The organism is Facklamia sp. P12945 (assembly GCF_050409485.1).
In the GTDB taxonomy this organism is placed as follows: domain Bacteria; phylum Bacillota; class Bacilli; order Lactobacillales; family Aerococcaceae; genus Facklamia.
Map to the genome: position 1 here is coordinate 1 of NZ_JBNUPJ010000017.1, position 18900 is coordinate 18900.

20 protein-coding genes and 1 pseudogene are annotated in these 18900 nt (G+C 34.3%); all 21 read left to right on the forward strand.

Features of this window, described 5'->3' with window-relative positions; all coding sequences use genetic code 11:
• Nucleotides 1-40 precede the first annotated feature (40 nt).
• A complete protein-coding gene (locus ACQV2X_RS06520) occupies nt 41-412 on the forward strand; it encodes a winged helix-turn-helix domain-containing protein (protein WP_428894352.1) in 372 nt (123 codons plus the stop codon).
• A gap of 3 nt (nt 413-415) precedes the next feature.
• A complete protein-coding gene (locus ACQV2X_RS06525) occupies nt 416-1324 on the forward strand; it encodes a sensor histidine kinase (protein ID WP_428894353.1) in 909 nt (302 codons plus the stop codon).
• A gap of 119 nt (nt 1325-1443) precedes the next feature.
• On the forward strand, nt 1444-2208 hold the full coding sequence (locus tag ACQV2X_RS06530; protein ID WP_428894354.1) for an ABC transporter permease: 765 nt from the start codon (nt 1444-1446) through the stop codon (nt 2206-2208).
• A gap of 13 nt (nt 2209-2221) precedes the next feature.
• Nucleotides 2222-3145: an ABC transporter ATP-binding protein gene (locus ACQV2X_RS06535; RefSeq protein WP_428894355.1), complete on the forward strand. Its 924-nt coding sequence runs from the start codon at nt 2222-2224 to the stop codon at nt 3143-3145.
• Nucleotides 3138-3869 carry an ABC transporter permease gene (locus tag ACQV2X_RS06540; protein WP_428894356.1) on the forward strand — a complete coding sequence of 244 codons (732 nt, stop codon included), beginning with the start codon at nt 3138-3140 and terminating at the stop codon, nt 3867-3869. The genes ACQV2X_RS06535 and ACQV2X_RS06540 overlap by 8 nt, the downstream gene beginning before the upstream one ends.
• Complete coding sequence (locus ACQV2X_RS06545; RefSeq protein WP_428894357.1) at nt 3870-4601, forward strand: ABC transporter permease; 732 nt, start codon at nt 3870-3872, stop codon at nt 4599-4601. It abuts the gene before it with no gap.
• 124 nt (nt 4602-4725) lie between these two features.
• A pseudogene (locus tag ACQV2X_RS06550) lies at nt 4726-5066 on the forward strand (sigma-70 family RNA polymerase sigma factor); the annotation flags it as partial.
• Between the two features lie 361 nt (nt 5067-5427).
• Nucleotides 5428-5961, forward strand: coding sequence for a DUF7010 family protein (locus ACQV2X_RS06555; RefSeq protein ID WP_428894358.1), 534 nt, complete (start codon nt 5428-5430; stop codon nt 5959-5961).
• A 199-nt stretch (nt 5962-6160) separates the two neighbouring features.
• On the forward strand, nt 6161-7195 hold the full coding sequence (locus ACQV2X_RS06560) for a phosphate/phosphite/phosphonate ABC transporter substrate-binding protein (RefSeq protein WP_428894359.1): 1035 nt from the start codon (nt 6161-6163) through the stop codon (nt 7193-7195).
• An 84-nt stretch (nt 7196-7279) separates the two neighbouring features.
• On the forward strand, nt 7280-8047 hold the full coding sequence (gene phnC, locus ACQV2X_RS06565; RefSeq protein WP_428874090.1) for a phosphonate ABC transporter ATP-binding protein: 768 nt from the start codon (nt 7280-7282) through the stop codon (nt 8045-8047).
• Nucleotides 8040-8864 carry a phosphonate ABC transporter, permease protein PhnE gene (phnE, locus tag ACQV2X_RS06570; RefSeq protein WP_428874091.1) on the forward strand — a complete coding sequence of 275 codons (825 nt, stop codon included), beginning with the start codon at nt 8040-8042 and terminating at the stop codon, nt 8862-8864. Before phnC ends, phnE (ACQV2X_RS06570) begins: the two co-directional genes overlap by 8 nt.
• A gap of 9 nt (nt 8865-8873) precedes the next feature.
• A complete protein-coding gene (gene phnE / locus ACQV2X_RS06575; RefSeq protein ID WP_428875277.1) occupies nt 8874-9683 on the forward strand; it encodes a phosphonate ABC transporter, permease protein PhnE in 810 nt (269 codons plus the stop codon).
• A gap of 472 nt (nt 9684-10155) precedes the next feature.
• Nucleotides 10156-10746, forward strand: a complete 591-nt coding sequence (locus tag ACQV2X_RS06580; protein ID WP_428875292.1) for an N-6 DNA methylase — start codon at nt 10156-10158, stop codon at nt 10744-10746.
• On the forward strand, nt 10736-11053 hold the full coding sequence (locus ACQV2X_RS06585; RefSeq protein ID WP_428876449.1) for a hypothetical protein: 318 nt from the start codon (nt 10736-10738) through the stop codon (nt 11051-11053). Before ACQV2X_RS06580 ends, ACQV2X_RS06585 begins: the two co-directional genes overlap by 11 nt.
• A gap of 384 nt (nt 11054-11437) precedes the next feature.
• Entirely contained in the window at nt 11438-11767 is a 330-nt protein-coding gene (locus tag ACQV2X_RS06590; RefSeq protein ID WP_428876448.1) for a hypothetical protein, read from the forward strand.
• Between the two features lie 183 nt (nt 11768-11950).
• Nucleotides 11951-12304, forward strand: coding sequence for an ASCH domain-containing protein (locus ACQV2X_RS06595; protein ID WP_428893441.1), 354 nt, complete (start codon nt 11951-11953; stop codon nt 12302-12304).
• A 1058-nt stretch (nt 12305-13362) separates the two neighbouring features.
• A complete protein-coding gene (locus ACQV2X_RS06600) occupies nt 13363-13995 on the forward strand; it encodes a GntR family transcriptional regulator (protein ID WP_428874098.1) in 633 nt (210 codons plus the stop codon).
• A gap of 233 nt (nt 13996-14228) precedes the next feature.
• The gene (locus ACQV2X_RS06605; RefSeq protein ID WP_428876447.1) at nt 14229-14600 is read left to right on the forward strand and encodes a GrdX family protein; all 372 of its coding nucleotides are present in this window, start codon (nt 14229-14231) and stop codon (nt 14598-14600) included.
• Between the two features lie 12 nt (nt 14601-14612).
• Entirely contained in the window at nt 14613-15899 is a 1287-nt protein-coding gene (locus tag ACQV2X_RS06610; protein WP_428874100.1) for a glycine/sarcosine/betaine reductase component B subunit, read from the forward strand.
• 16 nt (nt 15900-15915) lie between these two features.
• Nucleotides 15916-17211, forward strand: coding sequence for a glycine/betaine/sarcosine/D-proline family reductase selenoprotein B (locus ACQV2X_RS06615; RefSeq protein ID WP_428875271.1), 1296 nt, complete (start codon nt 15916-15918; stop codon nt 17209-17211).
• Between the two features lie 146 nt (nt 17212-17357).
• Nucleotides 17358-18455, forward strand: coding sequence for a YkvI family membrane protein (locus ACQV2X_RS06620; RefSeq protein WP_428874102.1), 1098 nt, complete (start codon nt 17358-17360; stop codon nt 18453-18455).
• The last annotated feature ends 445 nt before the right edge of the window (nt 18456-18900 follow it).

The following is an 18900-nucleotide window of genomic DNA, read 5'->3' on the forward strand; positions in this document are numbered from 1 at the left end:
ATAAGCATGCCCATTTAGAAGCACCTTGTGTAACATATGTTTGACAACTCTAGAAGCTATGGTTAGAAGATTCATAGACTTTAATCAGAAAAGCACAGACCGGTCTAATGAAATCATAATAGACGATATGAGAATAGATAAAGAAAATAGAACTGTAAAAAGAAGTGATAATATTATCGAATTAACAAGTAAAGAATTTGATTTGTTATATTTTCTTGCATCTAATAAAGGGAGAATTTTTACAAAAAAACAAATATATACAAATGTTTGGGAAGAAGATTATCTTTTTGATGATAGCAATATCATGTCCTTTATAAGTAAACTCCGAAAGAAAATAGAACCTAATCCTGAGAAACCAACTTATATTTTGACAGTGAGAGGCGTGGGTTATCGTTTTAGTAGGGGGGAGTGATGTATGGATGTAAAAATTATCATAATCATGCTACTTTTATGTGTGATCCTATATTTAGTTAGAAAGATTACGCATATAAAAAGGGAAATTGATAGGATTCAAGAGGTACTTGTTGATATCAAAAATGGCGATTATAATCGTAGAATTTTAATTAAGAAAAATGATACTACAGAAAAAATTTGTCATGATATAAATGAGATAACTCTGCAAAGTCAAAATAAACTAATAGAGCAAAAACAATCCGAGCAGGCATATAAATCACTTATGACAAGTTTATCTCATGATATAAAAACTCCATTAGCCTCTATGGTTGGGTATTTGGAAGCAGTGCAAGAAGGACTTGTTATAGGGGAGGAAAAAGATGACTATATAAAAGTTTCTTTAAGCAAAGCACATTACTTAAAAGAATTTGTAGAAAAACTCTTTGATTGGGTGAAATTGGATTCAGGAGAATGGAAGTTTTCTTTTGCGGATAAGGATTTGAACGAATTAACAAGAAATGTGATAAGCGACTGGATTCCTATTTTTGAAGAAAAACATTTAAGCTATGAAATTGAAATTCCAGAACAGGAATGTTATATAAGGATAGATGAAAATGCTTATTTTAGAAGTTTAAACAATATTATAAACAATATCATTGTTCATAGTAATTGTGATAGAGTCAATTTGAAATTAGAAGAATCGGATACAAAAGTTACTTTGACGATTTTAGATAATGGAAATGGTATATGCGAAAAGGACTTACCATATATATTTGACAGGATGTATCAAGCGGACAGTTCAAGATTAACAAGAGGTTCGGGGCTTGGCTTATCAATTGCCAAAGAATTATTGCGAGTGAACAATGCTAAGATAAGCGTAAGTAGTGTCCCTAATATAAAAACTGTTTTTACTGTGGAATTTGCAATATAAATAGCTGATTTAGAAAGCCTCTTTTGGGGCTTTTTTTATTGAAACAAGATAAAAACAAGAGTGTCGCAAGATTATGGCAAGGTTAATCATTTACAATATTTCTTGTAAGGAGGTGCGATATGCTCTTAATAAAAGCCGAAATAAAAAAATGGAAGAGAAGCAGAATTTTGATAGGCATAATTTTATTAACTGTTATCTTAAATTTATTTGCAATCGAAAGAGCATTTTCAATTTCAAGAGAAAGTCCTATCATGGATAGCTTTGGGGACTTGTACTGCTTAGCATTTAAGAATATAACTTTTGTGTTCTTGCCAGTTGTAATTGGAATAGTTTCTACAATGTTATTTTTTGAAGAAAAGAAGAATGACACTTTAAAGAATGTACTAATAACTTCGGTTAGTAGATTTGAAGTGTTTTTAGTGAAATTTATTTTGATAGAATTACTGACACTTTTTTTAATGGCATTAACTTATATATCGTCTGTTTTGGGGGCTGTATTAAGCATAGGATTCTTAGATTTTAATTTAGTCACATTGAAAGAAGCAGCTATTTTATATATATTAGCAGCTTTGTTAATTCCGATTGCAATGCTTCCGGTGATTTACATTGCTTCTTTTTCTAAGAGTTATGTTTTACCTATTTCTATGTGCTTGATATATTTAGGAATTGGGATATTTGGAGCATCGATATTAGTTCATATACATCCGCTTGCAAGTTTATTAGGGGTTTATCAAAATGTATCATCGGCTGCCAAAGAAATGGTGGAAAATAGTATTGGATATTCACTAAATGTATCACAGTTTAGTTGCTTGTTATCTATTTTATCAATCGGAATAGTATTTTTTATACTCGCTATAAAATCCATGAAAAGACAAAACTATTAAGGAGAAAAATAAAATGAAAAATTATATTATTGAAACAAAGAATTTAACAAAAGTGTATGGAGAACAAAAGGTTGTTAATTCCGTAAATTTGCATGTTGAAAAAGGTTCTATATATGGGTTATTAGGACGAAATGGAGCTGGTAAAACAACAATTATGAAGATGATATTGGGTCTTACGGATATTACGAATGGTGAAGTAAGTGTTTTCAATCAAAATATAAAAGGTAATGAGAAAAAGATTTATCCAAGAATTGGTGCAATTATTGAAACCCCCGGATTTTATCCTAATCTTACAGGAACAGAAAATTTAGAAGTATTTGCAATGTTAAGAGGAACGGCTTTTCCTAATGCGGTGAAAAATGCTTTAGAAGTAGTGGGTCTTCCATATAAAGATAAAAAACTCTTTGGGAATTATTCTTTAGGAATGAAGCAAAGACTTGGAATAGCTAATGCAATTTTACATGATCCAGAGGTTTTAATTTTAGATGAGCCGACAAATGGCTTAGATCCCATTGGAATAGCGGAAGTTAGGAATTTTATAAAAGATTTAAGTGTAAAAAAAGGAAAGACAATTTTAATTTCCAGTCATATTTTATCTGAAATAACACTTCTTGCTGATACTGTTGGCATTATAGATAACGGGGTTCTTTTAGAAGAAAGTAGCATGGAAGAATTAAATAAAAAAAATAGAAAGTACATTATGTTGGAAGTATCTGATGTATCAAAGACGACTATTGTGTTGGAAAAAGAGTTCGAAATAACAAACTATTCCGTTGAAGATAATAATCATGTAAAGATATATAGTCATGGATTAGATATGGCAAAAATTAATGAGTCATTGGTTATGAATGGAATATCAGTGATTTCATCACAAACATGTAATGATTCTTTAGAAGATTACTTCAAGAAAATAACCGGAGGAGAGGGAATTGCTTAATTTAATTAAAGTAGAGTTTCTTAAATTAAAAAGGAAAAAGATTGTTTTCATGATGTTTCTGGCAACACTCTTAATGCCATTTCTTGCCACTATATACTTTGGAAATATAGATTTTTCAGACAATGCAATGAAATATTTTAAATGGACAATCTTTAGTTATAATTTATGGTTGATTTTGCCAATTATATTAGGGATATTTTCCACAATGATTGTGTCAGCAGAGCATGAGAATGATACTTTTAAGGCATTATGGATTGTACCGGTACAGAAGACAAAGCTTTTGATTAGCAAATTTATACTTGTGTTTTTTTACACTTTAGTATTTATGAGTTTGTCAATTCTCTTTACACTTCTTTTTGGGAAAATTATTCATCATATAGAGATAGATTATTCTTTGTGTACTTTTCTCATTAGAAAGTGTTTTGAGATTAGTGGGCTTTTAGCAGTTTCTATACTTCCTATTTTATCTATCGCATTTTTAACAAAAAAATATATTTTACCTGTTTGTTTTACAATTGTTTATGCCTTTTCTGGATTTGTACTTTTAATGGTTAATATGTATGCACATCCATTATCAAGCTCTACAGCAATTGTTTTGAGAGATGTTCCGGGAGTAGTATTAAATCAAGATACAAATATATTCTATTCTTTTCTTTGTATAGGAGGATGGGCAGTTGTATTTACAATAGTTACAAAATTATTATTGAAAAGGAGAGAATGGTAAATGAAGACACTTTTATTAGCTGAATATAAAAAACTTCACAGATCAAAATTGATATTTTTGCTTATGTTTGCACTTATAATGACTTTGGGAATTGTATTTCTTCAAGGACAATTTTCATTTGGTGACAAAAAGTATATAGACACATTTGGATGGTATATTTTACAAGTGCAGTCTTTAACAACATATTATGTATCGCCAAGTTTGATAGCATTGTTTGGAGGATATATTATTTGTCGTGAGGAACAAGAAGATGTACTTAAATCATTAAAGATAATACCGATAGATGAGAGTAATATGATTACTGCCAAAATGATAATTACTCTGTTGGGTAGCATTTTTGTTTATCTAATATTGTTTATGATATCTTTAATTATAGAAGCGGTACTGCATTTAAATGCGGTAAATATGAGTGAAGTAGTTCATTATTTTACTGTATATGTATTAACTGGGATAAGTGTTTTTATGGTAATATCTCCAATTATTGCACTTGTTGGACTTGTTAAAAAGAGTTACTGGATAGCTCTGATTGTCGCTGGTATATACTCCTTTTTGGGAATATTTTTTGCCTCGAAGGAAGTTGTAAGAGCCATATATCCAATATCATCTGTATTCATTTTATCAGGAGCATATAAGACTTCAATAGTTGAAATTTTGATAAGCATAATCGTAAATATGGTTTGTTGTTTAGTAGCGTATAAGATATTAAAGATAGTAAGCAATGATAAAAAGTAAGTAAAAAATATAGAATTACCCAATCCGAACTATTTATAAGAGGACATTTTACGCCAAAGTGTAGAAGTCCTCCTTTTTTATTCTCAAAAAGCAAAACAGAGAACATGAAAAGGAGGATGACACAATGACTAAGAAAGAATACTACCTTTATGTTAAAGGTAAAGCTATACCTGAAAGCGAAGAAGTCTACAAAGCCTATCGGAAGATAATAGAGCATGAAAATATCTTTACTGGAAAGATAGAGAACACTGCGTATTACCTTTTTCGTCTTTTGATTATGATGGACACTTTGTAAATAATATCATAGATGAAAAAATAGACTTAGGAAAAATTGTAGAAGTAAAAATGCGAATCGAAGAATTAAACAAGGCATTAGCGACACTAACAAAAGAAGAACAAGAGTTAATGGAAGCTATTTTCTACATAGAAGAAAGTCTGAGGTCAATCGGTAGAAAAGAAAAAGTAAGATAGGTTCTTTAGTTGGAAATGTTATGGGTGCAATTGGAACAGGCATAGCCATATATTTTACGGGCAGTATTTGGAGTGTTTTGATAGGTTTAGTGGGATATTTAATTGGAAGTAGTATAGGAAAAGAAGATGATAAGACTTCTAGATAAATTTCTGTTTATAATACTTGTAAGATTAAAATTACAAAACATAAGGTGTTAAATTGTTATAGTAAGAGAAATACCTTTGATGTTGAGAATTATATGTCTAGAAAGGATAAGACGAAGCTAACAACAAATACAAGAGTGCTTAGAATTTAGTTTGAAAATAAAGATTCAATGATATAATTAATACAAATGAGAATTTGTGGGGGGAAGTAATGAATTTAGATGAATTAAGAAATGATATACTTATCAAACAGAAAAAAGGGTTACCTTTTATAATTTCATCAGTTGTAATATGGCTATTGATTACTCTAGTTGCGACATTCAACATACATTATGACGCAAAGAACATCTTGGTATTTTGTTGTTCAACACTATTACTACCATTGTCATGGTTGATAGGCAAAAAAATGGGCATAGATATTTTTTCGAAACAAAACGAGTTAGGAAAATTAGGGTTTCTGTTCACGATGAATCAAATGTTGTATCTATTAATTGTTATGTGGGTTTTTAATGCTGTTCCCGACAAAATGATAATGGTTTATGCAATGGTTTTTGGAGCGCATTTATTACCATACTCCTGGTTATATAAGTCAAAAGCATATGGTTTATTTTCTGTTATTATTCCAATTTTATCGTTAGTGTTGGGGAATCTATTTGCAGGGTATATCGTATCGGGAGCAATGGCACAGGTAGAAATACTTTTTGTGTTTGCATTAGGGTACGAATTAAAAACTTTTACAAAATAAGCTATTTCAAATTCTAGTCTGAAAGATTAAAAAATTTTTGTAAATCTGAGAAAATAGTATTAAAAAAACACATGATAACAGGAGAATGATTGAATGGCTTCTTACCTACTGTAAACTTTATGTAAAATTGAACAAGCAAGTTGCTCTACTTTACTTAGTTCGTTATAATTGAGCTATCAAATATTTGGAGGTAACATCTGTGAAGAAAAAGTTTAGTCTATTAATGGTCCTATCTCTACTGGCAAGTGTTTTTTTGAATGTATTTACTGTAAATGCCCAAGAAGAAGCAGTTGAAATTGAGACGTTAAAAGTTGCTTTTGTTCCATCCCGTGATCCCGAAGAAATTATTACAACAACAGAACCTTTGAAACAGCTCTTGATTGATGAGTTAGCTAAAGAAGGATTTGATGTTAAGAATGTCGAAATTACTGTCGGAACATCTTATGAAGCAGTCGGAGAGGGTATGGCTGCAGGAACGATTGATGTTGGTTTAATTCCTGGCGGAACGTATGTCTTGTTCGAAGACGATGTGGACGTCCTTCTTACATCGACTCGTCAAGGTTTATCGAAAGACTCTGAGAATCCAGTAGACTGGAATGACGGTCAAGCGACTGAATTAATCGAAGATCAAGTTTCTTATTACAAAGGCTTAATTATTGCAGGGCCTTCTGAAAAAGGCCAAGAATTAGCTGAGAAAGTAAACAATGGCGAAGAATTAACATGGGAAGACTTAGACTCTGCTAAGTGGTCAGTCATGTCCTCCTCTTCTTCATCAGGTTACATTTATCCTTCCATTTGGTTAGGAAACCAATTCGATGGTAAACAAATTTCTGACTTATCAAATGTCGTTCAAGCAGATTCCTATCCTTCTTCCATTGCTCGTTTAGCATCCGAGCAAGTAGATGTGGTGGTTGGCTTTGCTGACTTACGTCGTGATAATGTCGATGCATGGATGGAAGATATGGGACGTGAAGCGAGCATTTGGGAAGAGACAAATGTCATTGGCGTTACTCCTAATGTTTACAATGACACTGTTTCTGTAAGTAAGACTTCAGAGATAATGACAGACGAATTAAAAACAGCCCTTCAAAATGCTTTCATTAATATTGCTGAAACCGAAGAAGGTAAAGAAGTCATTGCCATTTATAGTCATGAAGGCTACAAACCCGCCAAAGCTGAAGATTATGAAACAGAACGTGAAGCACAAAAAATTCTACGTGAACAAGGTGAATAATAAATACCGACAAATAGTCTAAAACAAAACACCCACTGGACGGTGGGTGTTTCTTTAGTTGAAAGATTAAAAAAGGAGAAGGCAATGATCAAATTTGAACAAGTTTATAAAAGATATCCAAAAGGTGTATTAGCATTACAAGATATTAATTTGGAGATTGATCAAGGAGAATTCGTTGGCATTATTGGTTTATCGGGTGCAGGTAAGTCCACTCTCATTCGAACGGTTAATAAAATGCATTCCATTTCAGAAGGAAAATTAACGGTTGATGGGGTGGATGTGAGTGGCTTAAAAGGTAAGAGCTTGCGTCAGTTCCGACGTAAGATCGGGATGATTTTTCAGTCTTTTAACTTAGTAACTCGTGCAAAAGTCATCACCAATGTCTTATCGGCTTTTGTCCCTGATATCCCTTTTTGGCGCGTCTTGATTGGCTATTACAAGAAGGAAGAAGAAATAAAAGCCTTGGAAGCTTTGGACAGGGTAGGAATTCTTGATAAGGCCTATACGCGAGTCGACCAACTATCGGGTGGTCAACAACAGCGGGTGGCACTGGCTAGGACTTTGGCGCAAGATCCACGCATTATTCTAGCCGATGAGCCTGTTGCTTCTTTGGACCCAGTCACCGCTGCTGTAGTGATGCGAGATTTCCAGAATATCAATCAATCAGACAACATCACCGTCATCATCAATATTCATCATGTGGAATTGGCGCTTGAATATTGTGATCGGATTATTGGCATTCGCGAAGGAGCAATTGTTTATGATGGGCCTTCAAATGAAGTCACCCAAGAAGTCCTAAACCATATTTATAAAGGACAAAGCACTGAAGAGGAACGTGACTCCTATGAATAATCCAATACTTTCATTTATGCGTCCCAAAGAAATCGTGCTTTCAAATGGCAAGAAGGTGTATAAGAAGCGCTCTTTTACCTTGTTAATTGTTTTATTGATTACTTTATTGATTTATTTATCAGCTAAAATGACTGGTTTTGATTTACAAGTTTTAATCAAGCGTGGTGAGGAATTCTTTGTTATTTTAAAACGGATGGTACCACCCAATACGGCTTATTTTAATGAGGTAATCCCTCCGCTGCTCGATACGATTAAAATGTCTGTACTGGGGACTTTTATTGGTGCGCTTTTAGCGATACCTTATGCCATGTGGTCTGCCACTAATTTAACTAGAAATCACTGGATAACTAGTCTTTTAAAACTATTGTTGAGTCTAATCAGAACTTTACCAACCTTAGTGACCGCTTTGATTTTGACTTATATTTTTGGCTTAGGGACTTTTGCAGGGACCTTGGCAATTGCTTTATTCACCTTTTCTTTCATAGCTAAACAACTTTATGAAGCCATTGAGACAGCGGATATGTTGCCTTATGAAGCCATGGAAGCCTTAGGAGCGAATAAAATGTATAGTTTTCTCGGAGCGATTAAACCGCAAGTGCTTCCAACTTATCTGTCAGTAGCCTTATACACTTTCGAAGGAAATGTTCGCCACGCTGCTATTTTAGGTTATGTTGGGGCAGGAGGAATCGGCATTATTCTCGATGAGAATCTAGGTTGGCGAGAATATCAGAATGTCGGAATGATCCTGCTTTGTCTGTTCTTAACGGTAGTGGTGATTGAAAGTATCAGTCGCTATCTAAGAGCAAGGTTAACATAGGAGGTAGTCATGGTAGATAAAATTAATCAAATGTATGAAAGTAAAGATACGAATCGCTGGCAAGTATTGGCTTGGACGATGTTAGTAGTTGGGCTAGTCGTCTGGTCTGCTTCAACCATTGATGAAGTGGGGCTTGCTAAGCGGGGCATCACTTTTGCTGTAAGTATCATCCAAGGAATTGTTAACCCAGACAGAGAACTGCTTTTTAATCTTACGAAACAGTCGGTTCCTTATTTATTATTGGAGACGATGGCGATCGCCTTTTTAGGGACTCTGGTCGGAGCAGTCTTCTCCTTTCCTCTTTCTTTTCTAGCATCGAGTAAAGTGGTTCCGGTTCCTGTTGTAGTGATGACCCGTTTTTTGGTGATGGCTATTCGAACCATTCCAGCCTTTGTCTATGGTCTAATGTTTATTCGGGTGACGGGTCCAGGACCTTTTGCAGGCGTTATGACGATCTCAGTGACTTCCATTGGTATGTTAACCAAGTTATTTAGTGAAGCCATTGACGATATGGATAAATCCATTTTAGAAGCGCTCGATGCAGCTGGCTGCAATACTTTCGAGAAGATTCGTTGTGGGATTATTCCTCAATTATGGTCTAGTTTACTATCAACAATTATTTTCCGCTTCGATATGAATTTAAGGGATGCTTCTATTTTAGGTCTGGTAGGAGGGGGAGGAATTGGTGCACCCCTTAAATTTGCCATGTCCTCCAACCGTTGGTCGCAAGTAGGAGCCATTCTAGTAGGACTGGTTGTGCTCATTCTAGTGGTCGAATTTTCTTCTTCGTCTATTCGTAAACAATTGACAAATGGTTAGTAGAAGATAAAACACAGACTTACTAATGTAATGAGCTTAGTATTGGACTGAAACTGAATAATAGTACAAAACTTTAGAACACTCCCATTGGATTCAGTTAAAATGAATTTGATGGGAGTATTTTTGTATGAAAAGAGTTTTTAATTCAGTTAAAGGAAATATAGGTCAGTATGTAGTTTAAAATCATAATTTTTAATTATATAATTAGGCCAAACTAGGATTTTGTGAGGGTGAAAATGAAGAACTCACTATTAACAAAATAATTTGTATAGGATTAGTGCGCGGAAATTCAATTTAAATAAAAATTTAATATTTAATGTAACAAATTAAAGGTATATTTAAATTGAATTTTATAGGAGGGAAAAATATGTTAACAGGTGAATTAAAGAATAAAGTAGATAGAATATGGGAAACATTTTGGACGGGTGGAGTTACTAATCCGTTAACTGTTATCGAGTAATTTACATATCTCATCTTTATAAAAACATTAGATGATAAACAATTACAAAGTGAAGCAGAAGCGAATATATTAGGTCTTGAACCAAAAATTATATTTAAAGGGAATAGTAAAAAATACAAAAACAGCTTTGATTATGAAGACTTGAGATGGCACAATTTCAAAGAGTTTGAAGCAGAAAAAATGCATAAAACGATTGTTGAAGGAGTATTTCCATTTATAAAAGACTTGAATAGCAATGAAGGATCCTCCTTTTCTAAATTTATGACAGATGCAATGTTTCAAATTCCTACAGCTCAAATGTTAGAGAAAATTGTAACAGCAATAGATAGTTTAGTTTTAGAAGGAGATTTAAAGGGAGATCTTTATGAGTACTTACTATCTAAGCTATCTACATCAGGTACAAATGGACAGTTTAGAACACCTAGACATATTATAAAGATGATGGTCGAACTGGTAAAGCCAACCCCATCAGACATCATAATAGATCCAGCCTGTGGGTCTCGTGTCATAATTATGATAACGGCAAATAATAACGATGAATACGGGGTTTCCAGACCCTCGAATAGAAATAGAATAGTAAACTGGGGGAGTAATGGGCTATAAATTAATAGTGGAGAGCATTAAAGATGAAGGCAAGCTACTCCATGACATATGTGATTATATCCAAATAGACAATAAAACAATCGCCTTTGGTAACGATACAAGTCCCTCAAAAACTGATATTAGAATTAATTTTTATGTCAATAAGGATTGGGTCATTAAAATTAATTCAAAAAATGAATTAACTCAAAATGACTTTATTGAACTGATTAAAGTGATTGATAACTATAACAATAGTGCATTTATGTACCAAGTTACCTTCAATCTCCCGATGGAAATTACTTATATGAATTTAACTTGGAAAAAATAGAATTTGTTTCTTGGATTGAAGAATATGTTCCATACGAAATCTGTAACTTCAATGACTATTCAGACAATATAAAATTTGAAGTGTTAAAAAATACTGCCAAATATATGGCAAAAAATTCAAATAAAGATTTGATGAGTAGATGGAGTATGTGGTCAATCATTGAATTACCAGATTGAGAAGAAAAAATTGATGAGAAAGAACAAAATTATCATTTATTAAGAGAATGCTTATTGTCTATAAAACCAATCAAATTTAATTTCTACATTAGATGAGGTAAATCAGAACTGTAGGAATGGAATAAAAGAAGTTCTGCCTCAATTAAGAAAGTGCTCCATACAAGGCGATCTTAATGCATCAAATATTTTAGTTAATAAGAATGAATTTGTGGGTCTAATTGATTTTAATATGTCTGGAACGGTAGTGAATAATAATAATATTCTTAACGAAACAAGATATGAATTATCTATGTATGATTTTGAGAATCTAACGGCGAAAGAAAGCTTCGAGAAAATGACCGACTATCGTAATGATTTACTGAATCATGTTTTTAAAATTTATGATTTAGATAATATCGAGCAGAGTGTTTGGGATGATTATCGAAGGATTGTAGATTTATTTTTATGGCCGAATGTTGGTCTATGGAATTATTTGATTAAAGAAGATATTCATGTTGATAAAGTTATGGATCTTATAACGTTAATAATCAAGAGTTAGTAAGAAATTTTAGGAGTTTACATCTGGGTTTCGTGTCATAATAATGACACAGGCAAATAGTCAAGTAAATACAAGGGTTTTAGAGCTTCTAACAAAGTTTAAAATCAAAAAAATGAGTTATTGATGTACTATGTAGCAGGGTTTTTCGATAATAAATATTGTAAACAGTACATCATTAGGGAGGTGAATAATTTGATTCATTATATGAACTTACATCCTGAACCTTTTCATAAAATAAAGTATAAGCAAAAAGATATTGAATTGCGATTATTAGATGAAAAAAGGCAAATGATACAAGTTGGAGATTTCATTAAGTTTACAAATACTGAGAATAGTGAATGTAAATTAAGTGCAGTCGTGGTTGCATTACATAAATTTCCATCATTTGATAAGTTGTATGAGTCATTATCTTTATTGCGATGTGGTTATACTATCGACAATATTAATCAAGCTTCATCAGCTGATATGGATGTATACTATCCAAAAGAAAAACAGCAAAAGTATGGAGTAGTTGGTATTGAGATAAGAGTATTATAAATTCGAATTTATAAGGTTAGCAATTCACCTGAATAGATATAAAATATGTATTTATAAGTGTTGATATTACTATACGATTTAACAGCCGGGTCTTGTGTCATAATTATGACAACGGAAGATAGTAACGATAAACACTAGATTTCAAACCCTCTACTAGAGAAACAAAATATGAAATGAAATACTATTAGATCAATAAATTAATTGTTTTGCTCTAAAAAGCATGAAAAAAGATAAATTATAATTTACAGGAGTTTTGATAAATGATAGAAAAAGTTGAATTCACGAATATGTGTATGATATGTGATGGCAGTAAGGTTATTGTCATTGATAGAAAATATGAATCAGGCTATCGAGAGAGTTGAGAAAATGAGAGATGTGTTTAAAGGATATTTGTTGTGGATGATGTTAAAATCTAAGTTATATTTTGCCATAATAAGACTCCCTAAAGTTGAATTTCATGGTCCAACTATAGGGGTCAGTACACTGATTGCCTCTGGTTATTTGTTTAATTGTTAAAAGACGAGATATTTAGTTATTAAAATAAAATCTTAAAAAAAACGCCTTCTAAATCAACCCAATTTTCAGTCATGAAAGATTATAGAAAGTGTCTTTTTTTGTGAAACTTCAATTTTATCTCAGTTTAAAACGTTTGGGTCCAAATAAATAGACGATCATTATACCTAAAACAAAATACTTTAAGGCATTAAGAATAAGAAGAGTGATGTCAATGATGGCTAATCGAATCTGAATTTTCTTTATAAAGACTGAACCAATTTGGTCATAGAAAATCTTATCAATATAGATAATTCCCTGATTATTGGAATAATCAGTCTTTCCTATTCGGATATCTTCGACTTTCACTTTTGCGGACTGGCTATCTATATAAAAGTTCTTTTAATTCGCTGTGCAAAATAAAATTGAGTGCTAACGTAAAGATAACCTAGGAGATTATACATAATTAAACATTATTTGATTTTCCTCAAAGATTGAGGTTATAATAAGTGAGGTCTATGTATAGTATTATACAGAATGGCTTGATAGCTAAGAGGTGAAGAAGATTGGATCAGAAAAATTTAAGTATCTATAATCAATTGAAGCGTCGCATCATTGAGTTTGAATATAAACCCGGAAAAATACTCAATGAAGTTGATCTAGCTGAAGAGTTTGGCGTAAGTCGTTCACCGATTCGATCAGCCTTGCAAGAGCTAGAGCGAGATGATCTCATTAATATTGTGCCAAGGTTTGGAGCACAAGTTGCTCCTATCGATTTTCGTAATATCAAGGGGCTATTTGATGTAACAAAGCAACTAGATCCCTATGCGACTCGTCAAGCCGTAAAACGGATCACCCCCTCACAATTAGCAGAGTTGAAGCAAATTATTAAAAATTTAGAATCTTATTCTACTACAGCAAGTTATCAAGAGGCTATCAACGAAGATGAACGATTCCATCAAATTATTTTTCAAGCTTGTGATAATCGATGGTTAAAAGAAACACTAGCTCATCTTCATTTACATACCGAAAGATTGTGGCATTATTGTAATGATTACTTTGATGATATGACTATCTTTACCAGAACCTTCCGTAAAATCGTGCAAGCGATTGAAGATCAAGATGAAGAGGCAGCCGAACAATATGCTTACGAACATATTGAAGACTTTCTTTCTAGAATTAAAGAATCTCTCTTTTAAGAGTGAATGAAATATAGTTAAAAACCTTAAGGTCTTAGTAAAAAGATCTTAAGGTTTTTTATGTAAATTTTTATTTTAAATAAATCAAAATTTTTATCTAAATACAATTGACATTCATCTGAAAAACAGTTAGTATATCAGTGAGGTGATGAGATGGTTTCAACCCACAATTTATTATTGGATGTAAGCGTTAGCATTGTCTTCATTAAAAGTGAAAAGATAGAGGTGGTGATATGATTTTAACGAATAATATAACCGTCAATGAAAGCGGTAACATAATCTTGGTTGAAGGTGATCAATTAGCTGTTTTGAAAAAGGCACGTGACTTGATTCACAAAGGACATTATTTAATGACATCTCCTTTGGCCGCCAGTGGTCGGATGCATTTTTCTCCCGTACGGTCGATCTTGATATCAGATAAACCAGAAGGAGATAACACTCAGTCTCTTTTGGCAATTGAAAATAGCATAGAACTTTTACAAAACTCTTTAGCTACCCATACAGTGGATTACAAGAATAAGGAGGATTACGAATTTATTGATTACGAGCTTTTAAAAGTAGCTCTTAAAGAGGTAAGTGAGTTGGGAGATCGTTTTAACAAATAGGAGGGAATCAATTTGAAACTAGAAAGACGTAAAGTAAAAATTAATGATGTTGTCTTTGGCGATAAAAATGAAGTAGTAGGAGAAAAACTCGTTTTAAATCGCGAAGAATTAGTCAATTATATTAAGAGTTTGGACAATATTAAAGAGGTTACTGTCGATATCGCTAAACCAGGTGAAAAGACACGCATCATCCCTGTAAAAGATGTCATTGAACCACGGGTAAAAGTAGAAGGTGTTCCTGGATTTGCTGGGATAACTTCGCAGACTGGCCAGCTTGGGAATGGAGCTTATAACGTATTAGAAGGCGTTGCTATCGTTACAATTGGAGATATTGTCGGCTTCCAAGAAGGTGTGATTGATATGTGGGGAGAAGGAGCAAAATGGACGCCCTTCTCCAAGACTTTTAATTTAGTGGTGGATCTATCGGTAGTCGACGGATTAACAGCTCATGAACATGAATTAGCAGTTCGAATGGCAGGTCTGTTAATCTCTGAATATGTCGGACAGTTTGCAAAAGACGCTCCAGTCTATGAAATCGAAACGTTTGAAGTAGGATCAAATCCAGAAGAAACAGCTAAATATCCAGATCTTCCTAAGGTAGTCTATGCTGAGATGCTCATCACTCAAGGGCTTCTCCATGACTCTTATATCTATGGAGTGGATGCTAAAAATATTATTCCAACACTTCTGCATCCGCTGGAAGAACTGGATGGAGCAGTCGTTTCGGGCAACTGTGTAGCAGCTTGCGATAAGATTACGACTTATCAACATCAAACCAATCCAGTTATCTTAGAACTTTTGAAAAAACACGGCAAAGAAATTAATTTCCTTGGTGTGGTTATGGTTCCAGAACTAACAACCTTAGAAGGAAAATTTAGATCGTGTGATTTCACTGCTAAATTATGCAAGCAGTTGGGGGCAGATGGGGTGATTGTATCGGAAGAAGGATATGGAAATCCAGACTCTGACTTAGTCATGATTGCTGAACGATTAGAAAAACAAGGGATAAAAGCTGTTCTGATTACAGATGAATGTTCTGGTTGGGATGGAGCCAGTCAACCACTCGCAGACTCAAAACCAGAAGCAAAAGCTGTAATATCAACAGGAAACGTTTCTCACGTTGTAACATTACCAAAAGCGGACCGTATCCTGGGAGATCCAGAAGCGATTGCCAATTTGGCAGGAGGATGGGCTGGAGCCTATGATGCTGAAACCGGTGTTATGAAGTGTGAATTAAATGCTGTGATTGGAGCCACTTCAGAGATCGGATATCATAATTTGATGGTCACTGAGTATTAGAACGAGGAGGAAGACAATGGAAAAAAGAATCTTATATTATTTGAATCAGTTTTTTGGTCAGATTGGTGGAGAAGACAATGCCGACTTTGCTCCCGTTTTAAAGGAAGGGACAGTCGGACCCGCCGTAGGATTTGAAAAGGAGTTGGGCGATGCAGGTAAAGTGGTCGCGACTTTTATTTGTGGCGATAACTATATCAATGAAAACAATGAAGCAGCTTTAGCTGAATTTAAGAAAGCAATGGATGAGATTCAACCGGATTTAGTAGTAGTCGGCCCCTCCTTTAATGCGGGCCGCTATGGGGTGGCTTCATCCTTAATTGCTCAGTTCGTGGTGGATAAATACGATATCCCTGTAGTATCAGGTATGTATGAAGAAAACCCAGGTCTTGAAATTACCAGACTAAAAGCATATACCGTTCCAACTGGAAATAGTGCAGTTGATATGCGATCTGCCTTACCTAAAATGGCTGCGATTGCGAAGAAAATATTAGCAGGCGAGCAAGTTATTCCTGAAGAAGATGGGATCTTCAAGCAAGGTAAGCGTATTACAGGCTTTTCCGATAAAATCGGTGCCGTTCGTGCGGTTGAGATGCTGATGAAACGTTTGAACAACGAAGAATATAAAACTGAAATGCCAATGCCTAGCTTTGACTTGGTTGAGCCAGCCCCTCCAATTAAGGACTTAACTAAAGCCACAATAGCTTTGGTAACTACTGGAGGGATTGTACCGGTAGGAAATCCCGATCGGATTCAGTCTGCCTCTGCTCAAAAATGGGGTAAATACAATATCGAAGATCATGCTAACCTTACAGGCGATTTCATCACCATTCATGGTGGTTTTGATCCTATCTATTGTAATGAATCGCCAGATCGTGTTCTTCCATTAGACTCTCTTAGAATAATGGAAAAAGAAGGCAAAATTGGTAAGGTTCATGAGAAATTCTACACCACGACAGGTACAGGTACGGCAGTTGGTAATGCCATCATATTCGGTAAAGAAATAGGAAAAGAATTGAAGGAAGCGGGAGTTGACGGAGTAATTCTTACCAGTACTTGAGGGACCTGTACACGTTGCGGAGCAACAATCGTTAAAGAAATCGAACGTTTTGGTATTCCAATTGTTCATATGGCTACAATTATTACCATTTCTCAATCTGTTGGAGCGAACCGAATTGTGCCAACAGTTGCTATTCCTCACCCTACTGGAGATCCATCCCTGGAGCGAAAAGATGAAGAGAAATTGCGCATGAAGATGGTTGAACGTGCGATAAATGCACTGAGCCAACCAGTAACGGAAGTTACGGTCTTCTAAATCCACTTGAATAGAGTGAATAGATTCTAAAATAATAAGAGCAGTCCCGATCGAATAGCTTTATAACTGTTCTATGGACTGCTTTTTTTTAAAATTTACTTCTTCAGAATGACAAGATGTTCGAAAGTAGAAAAGAGGGGGAAAACATGGAAAAATCAAAAATGAACATTTGGACGATTCTAGGATTTACAGGCGCGTGTATTGCCTTTTACATTGGGGCCGGATTTGCGACAATGCAAGAAGTAATGCAATATGAGGCTTCCTATGGCTCACGATTTTGGATTGTCATAGCTGTTGCGGCAATCATTTATGTCTATACGAATTTATCCTTTGCGACCAATGGTAATCGCTTGAAACTTGAAAGAGGCGGCGACATATACCAACATTATACCGGTAAGTACATCGGTGCTTTCTTTGATTATTTTTCTGCCTTTTTCTGTTATATGTGTTTTATCGTTATGTGTGGAGGGGCGAATGCTACGGCCTCTCAACAATGGGGATTAGCAAACGGAGTAGGTGCATTGGTTCTAACCATTGCAGTAGTTGCTACAGCTGTCTTTGGATTAGACGGAATTATCAAGGCACTTAGTAAAATAGGACCGATTATTATTATTCTTATTCTGATTGTATCAACAATTACTGCGATCACTGGCTTTCCAAACTTCAGCGAAAATGTAAGCGCAATTGATCGAGGCGTTTATGATTTGGTTCAAGTAGGCGGCGACAATCCATTTTTTTCAGGCGCATCATACGGTGGCTTTGTTATTTTGTGGTTTGCAGCTTTTCTATCTGAAATTGGTGCAAAAAATAAATTAAAAGAAGTGAACACAGGAATGCTTCTATCTACTTTATTCATTTTCGGGGCAGCAGCCATTTGTTGTATCGCTTTAATTAGCTACATTGGTGAAACTGGTAAGGCTGATATTCCAGCATTGGTATTAGCTAATAAAGTGAACCCGGTATTTGCGCAAGCTTTTGCCGTTATTGTTTTTGCTGGAATCTATACCACGGCAGTTCCTCTACTCTGGACAGGGGTGGGTCGTGTGGCCACAGATGGAAGCTCACGCTATAAAATCTTAACCATTTTGGGTGGAGTTATTGGAATGGTAATCGCTATTTTCTTGCCCTACAAGGATCTTGTAAATGTCCTTTATGGAATTAATGGGTATTTAGGATTTATTCTGGTTGGTTTTATGGTTGTTCATGATATCCGAACAAAAATGGGTTCAAAATTGATTCAATAAATTAAATGTCTATGCTCTATTTTAAATGGCTATTCTCTTTCTTCATTGATAGCAAAGGATCCAATCAACTAAGACCGCCATTCTTTGTGATTGCTTAAGTTCAAAATAGCATAATGTTTAAAGGCATGTTAAAGTTATAAAGGAAATTCTTAGTTTTTCTTTGTAAATGGTTAAGTGTATAGGTTAAAGAAGGGTTTTGACTGTAAGCTTTTTCCTTAACCAATGGGGAAAACAAAATCAAATGAATAAAAAGTAGGCAAATACAGACGGATAAATGAAGGTTTGAATAATATAGATGGTCTATGTAGTAGAGTTAAAATAGACTGGGCGATTATTGGATTGAGATTAAATAGCGAGAGAAAATAAAAGCACTCCCCTCAAAGTCATGTGGAATGGATTAGAAGGGAGTGCTATTCGCTGTGAGAAAAAGGTTTATTTATGGACT

Bases quoted from the DNA above. Each gene is read 5' to 3' on its own strand.
- ACQV2X_RS06525 (WP_428894353.1), top strand. From the start codon at position 416: ATGGATGTAAAAATTATCATAATCATGCTACTTTTATGTGTGATCCTA.
- phnC (WP_428874090.1), top strand. From the start codon at position 7,280: ATGATCAAATTTGAACAAGTTTATAAAAGATATCCAAAAGGTGTATTA.
- ACQV2X_RS06545 (WP_428894357.1), top strand. From the start codon at position 3,870: ATGAAGACACTTTTATTAGCTGAATATAAAAAACTTCACAGATCAAAA.
- ACQV2X_RS06535 (WP_428894355.1), top strand. From the start codon at position 2,222: ATGAAAAATTATATTATTGAAACAAAGAATTTAACAAAAGTGTATGGA.
- ACQV2X_RS06530 (WP_428894354.1), top strand. From the start codon at position 1,444: ATGCTCTTAATAAAAGCCGAAATAAAAAAATGGAAGAGAAGCAGAATT.
- ACQV2X_RS06585 (WP_428876449.1), top strand. From the start codon at position 10,736: ATGGGCTATAAATTAATAGTGGAGAGCATTAAAGATGAAGGCAAGCTA.
- phnE (WP_428875277.1), top strand. From the start codon at position 8,874: ATGGTAGATAAAATTAATCAAATGTATGAAAGTAAAGATACGAATCGC.
- phnE (WP_428874091.1), top strand. From the start codon at position 8,040: ATGAATAATCCAATACTTTCATTTATGCGTCCCAAAGAAATCGTGCTT.
- ACQV2X_RS06555 (WP_428894358.1), top strand. From the start codon at position 5,428: ATGAATTTAGATGAATTAAGAAATGATATACTTATCAAACAGAAAAAA.
- ACQV2X_RS06620 (WP_428874102.1), top strand. From the start codon at position 17,358: ATGGAAAAATCAAAAATGAACATTTGGACGATTCTAGGATTTACAGGC.
- ACQV2X_RS06605 (WP_428876447.1), top strand. From the start codon at position 14,229: ATGATTTTAACGAATAATATAACCGTCAATGAAAGCGGTAACATAATC.